General features: G+C 76.9%; 4 protein-coding genes. All 4 read left to right on the top strand.

What is annotated here, in order from left to right:
* Positions 1-169 precede the first annotated feature (169 nt).
* Positions 170-1,108, top strand: coding sequence for a polysaccharide deacetylase family protein (locus STRAU_RS20680; protein WP_310592262.1), 939 nt, complete (start codon positions 170-172; stop codon positions 1,106-1,108).
* Positions 1,105-2,328, top strand: a complete 1,224-nt coding sequence (locus STRAU_RS20675) for a glycosyltransferase (RefSeq protein WP_016642319.1) — start codon at positions 1,105-1,107, stop codon at positions 2,326-2,328. Before STRAU_RS20680 ends, STRAU_RS20675 begins: the two co-directional genes overlap by 4 nt.
* A 182-nt stretch (positions 2,329-2,510) precedes the next feature.
* Positions 2,511-3,152: a YveK family protein gene (locus STRAU_RS20670; RefSeq protein WP_063890368.1), complete on the top strand. Its 642-nt coding sequence runs from the start codon at positions 2,511-2,513 to the stop codon at positions 3,150-3,152.
* Positions 3,149-4,255 (top strand): GNAT family N-acetyltransferase (locus tag STRAU_RS20665; protein WP_037660797.1); only part of this gene is annotated, 1,107 nt, incomplete at its 3' end. The genes STRAU_RS20670 and STRAU_RS20665, both read left to right, overlap by 4 nt.

Genomic DNA, 4,255 nt, shown 5'->3' with positions numbered 1-4,255 from the left:
CGGGGGCCGTGCTGCGCCGGTGTGCGGCGCTGCGGGCTCACCCGCGCGTCGGCGCCGTGCGCGCCCGTGCCCTGCGCGGCCCTGCTCTGCGCGCCCGTGTCCTTCGCGCCCGTGCCCTTCGCTCCGTCACACGAAAGCGACGACGCCATGACAGTTGACCCCAGACGCCATGACAGTTGACCCCACGCCGTCCGGTGAGCCCGCCGAGGCGGGCGCCCGCACCCCGCCCGGCTCCGCCGTCGGGCCGGGCCCGCAAGGCGCCCCCGCCCACACCGGCCCCCGCCCCGATCCCTGCCTCAAGGCCGCCCCCCACTGCGCCCACCTCACCGGGACGACGCCCCCACCCCGCAAGGCCCCGCCCCGCAAAGCCCCGCCCCGCACGGCCGACGCGGCCCCCTGGGTCGCGATGTACCACTCCGTGGCCGACCCCGCCGACGACCCGTACAACATCACCGTCTCGCCGGAGCGCCTCGACGCGCAGTTGGACTGGCTGCGCCGGCGGGGCCTGCGCGGCGTCTCGATGGAGCGGCTCCTGGACGCCTGCGCGCGGGGGCGGGGGCGCGGCCTGGTCGGGCTCACCTTCGACGACGGGTACCGGGACTTCCTCGACCACGCGGTGCCCCTGCTGCACCACCACGACTGCACCGCCACCGTCTTCGTACTGCCCGGCCGGCTCGGCGGCGACAACGCCTGGGACCCGCTCGGCCCCCGCAAGCCCCTCCTCGACGCCGACGGCGTCCGGCGCGCCGCCGGACACGGCATGGAGGTCGCCTCGCACGGCCTCACCCACGTCGACCTCACCCGGGCCGACGGCCCCACCCTGCGCCGCGAGGTCGCGGACAGCCGGGCCGCCCTGGCCGACCTGACCGGAGGTGACGTACGCGGATTCTGCTACCCGTACGGCCACGCGGACCCGCGCGTGCTCGACGCCGTGCGCGCGGCCGGGTACGCGTACGCCTGCGCCATCGCCCCCGGCCCGCTCACCGGCCCCCTCGCGCTCCCCCGGATCCACGTCGGCCAGCAGGACACGGCGTGGCGGCTGCGGCTGAAGCAGGCCACGGGCGGGCCGCGCGGCCGCACCCTGCGCCCGGCGGCGGTGACCACGTGAGGGTCCTGCACGTCATCACCGGGCTCGGCATGGGCGGCGCCGAGCAGCAACTGCGGCTGCTGCTCCGCCATGTGCCCGCCACCTGTGACGTCCTCACCCTCACCAACGCGGGCAGCGTCGCCCGCGGCATCACCGCCGACGGTACGCGCGTCACCGACCTCGGCATGGCCGGCAACCGGGACGTCACCGCCCTGCCCCGCCTGGTCCGGCAGATCCGCGCGGGCCGCTACGACGTCGTCCACACCCACCTCTACCGCGCCTGCCTCTACGGCCGGATCGCCGCCCGCGCCGCCGGGGTGCGCGCGGTCGTCGCCACCGAACACTCCCTGGGCGACTCGCAGATGGAGGGCCGCCCGCTGACCCCCGGCGTCCGGGCCCTCTACCTCGCCGGGGAGCGGCTCGGCCGCGTCACCGTCGCCGTCTCCCCGGCCGTCGGCGCCCGCCTGCACCGGTGGGGCGTGCCGTGGCAGCGCATCCGGGTGGTGCCCAACGGCATCGACGCCGCCCGCTTCCGCTTCGACCCGGCCGCCCGCGCGGCGGCCCGCGCCCAACTGGGCCTGCCCGAGGACGCGTTCGTCGTGGGCGGGGTCGGCCGCCTCACCGAGGGCAAACGCTTCGACGTCCTCCTGCGCGCCGCGGCCCAACTCCCGTCCGACGTACGGGTCCTGCTGGTCGGCGCCGGGCCCCAGGAGGCGGGCCTTCGCCGTCTCGCCGCGCGGCTCGGCATCGCCGACCGGGTGCGGTTCGCGGGCGAGACCACGCACGAGGACGGAGTCGACGGGGGCGGCGCCGGGAGTGACGAGAGTGGCGGAAGTGGTGGAAGCAGGGAGGGCGGCGGGAGCGGCGGGGGCGACGGCTGGGCCGCCGCGCATCTGCCGTCCCTCCTCGCCGCCATGGACACGCTGGCCTCGCCGTCCCCGGAGGAGGCGTTCGGCCTCGCGCTGGTGGAGGGCCTGGCCAGCGGGCTGCCCGTGCTGTACGCGTCCTGCCCCGCCATCGAGGGCCTGCCCCGGGGCGAGCGCACGAACTCCGCGTACTGCGAAAGCGATCCCGACGCCTTCGCGCAGGTCCTCTACGGCCTGCGCCAGGCCGGCCCACCGCCGCACCGCACCGCACCGGCCGCGGTGCGGCACTACGACATCACCCGCAGCGCCGGTCGGCTGATGGACGTCTACGCGTCCGCGCTCTCCGGCCCGAACCAGGAGGTGAACCCCCGATGAGAGCCCCTTCGCGCGCCCCCTCGCCCACGAAGTCCGGCCCGCCCGGCGACGGTACGTCGCGCAGTACGCCTGGTACGCCTGGTACGCCTGGTACCCCTGGTACCCCTGGCACGTCCGGCACACCCGCTACGCCGCCGAACGGTACGCCGAGCACCCCCGGCGAGGCCCCGCCCCGAAACCCCCTGCACCACCTGCGCCCCCTCTTCACCCGCCTCGCCCCCCTCACCCGGCTGCCCCGCTGGACCGTCCTGCCCGCCTGTGCCGCCCTGGGCGCCCTCGCGGGCGGGACGTACGGGCTGCTGCACACGCCGGAGTACACCGCCACGAGCTACGTCGTCGCCGTGCCGCAGGCCAAGACCGACCCCGCCACGGCCCTCGGCTTCGCGCAGGCGTACGGCAGGGTCGCCACGCAGCTGGCCGTCCTCGGCGACGCGCAGGTCGCCGCGCGGGTGTCGCCCACCGAGCTGCAGAACCGCGTCAAGGTGGCGACGTCCCCCGACGCCCCCATGATCTCCGTCGCCGCCTCGGCCACCCGCCCCGACGACGCCGCCACCCTCGCGAACGCGGTCGCCCGCGCCCTGACCACGAGCGCCGACCACACCAAGCGCAGCACCCAGGTCAAGCTCCTGCCGTTCTCGCGCGCGGTCGAGCCGACCGCGCCCTCCACGCTCTCCACACCCGTGACCACGCTGGTCGGCCTGTGCGCGGGCGGACTGCTCGGCGGCCTCACGCTCCTGGTGCGCCCCCGCGCCGGCGCCCGGCCCGCACCGCCCGGTGCCGCCGTGCCGGGTCCGGCCCCCTCCGGGACCCGGGGCGCCGAATGACGACCACCGTCGGACTCTGCGTGGACGAGGCCGAGTTCGCGTCCCTCGCCGGCCCGTGGGGGCGGCTGTACCGGGCCTGCGGCGAGGCGACCCCGTTCCAGAGCCACGCGTGGCTCACCTCGTGGTGGCGGTCGTACGGCAGACCGGGGCGGCTGCGGGTGCTGCTGGTGCGCCACGGCGGCGAACTGATCGCGGCGGCGCCGCTGACGCGGGTGCACGGCCCCGTACCGGCGCTGCGGCCCCTGGGCGGCGCGATCTCGGACTTCGCGGACGTGCTGCTCGACGCCGGGCACCGCGACCGCGCGGCGGACGCGCTGACCGAGGGCCTGCGCGGGCTCGCCCGCACCGCCCTGATCGACTTCCGCGAGGCGCGTCCCGGCTCCTGCGTGGAGAGCGTGTACGAGCGGTGGCGCGGCCCGCGCCGCCAACTCGCCGACTCCCGCTGCCTCGAACTGCCCCCGCTGCCCGTCGACGAGCTCCTGAAGCGGCTGCCCTCGACGACGGCCCAGCGCGCCCGCGCCAAGCTGCGCAAGCTCACCGCGGCCGGCGTGCGGGCCCGTGTCGTACCCGCCGACGAGGTGGAGAGGTCCCTGGGCACGCTGCTGCGGCTGCACCAACTCCAGTGGCAGGGACGGAAGGTGACGTCAGAGCACCTGCGGCCGCGGTTCCGCGAGCATCTGCTGCGCTCGGTGCGGCCCATGGTCGCGGCGGGCGACGCGGTGGTGACGGAGTTCCGCGTCGACGACGAGGTGCTCGCCGCCGACCTGACACTCCTTTCGGCGCGGCTCGCGGGCGGTTACCTCTACGGCGCCCATCCCCACCTGCGGGAACGCAAGGTGGACGTCGCCACGATGCTGCTCGACGCCTGCACCCGGCACACCTCGGGCGAGCACCCGCGCACCTTGAGCCTGCTGCGCGGCGACGAACCGTACAAACACCACTGGCGCCCCGAGCAGATCACCAACCGCCGCTTCCTGCTGGCCCGCGCGAGCACCGCCCCGCTCCTGGCGGCGGCGCTGGGGGAGGCGGCGGCGCGGGAGTGGGCGCGGCGGATGCGGCAGGAGCGGCGCGAGCGGGCCGAGCGGCAGGAGCGGGCCCGGCGC

The sequence above is a fragment of the Streptomyces aurantiacus JA 4570 genome (assembly GCF_000414115.1).
Taxonomy (GTDB): domain Bacteria; phylum Actinomycetota; class Actinomycetes; order Streptomycetales; family Streptomycetaceae; genus Streptomyces; species Streptomyces aurantiacus_A.
The sequence above is the reverse complement of the archived record's forward strand: the minus strand, read 5'-3'. Positions and strand labels throughout refer to the sequence as shown.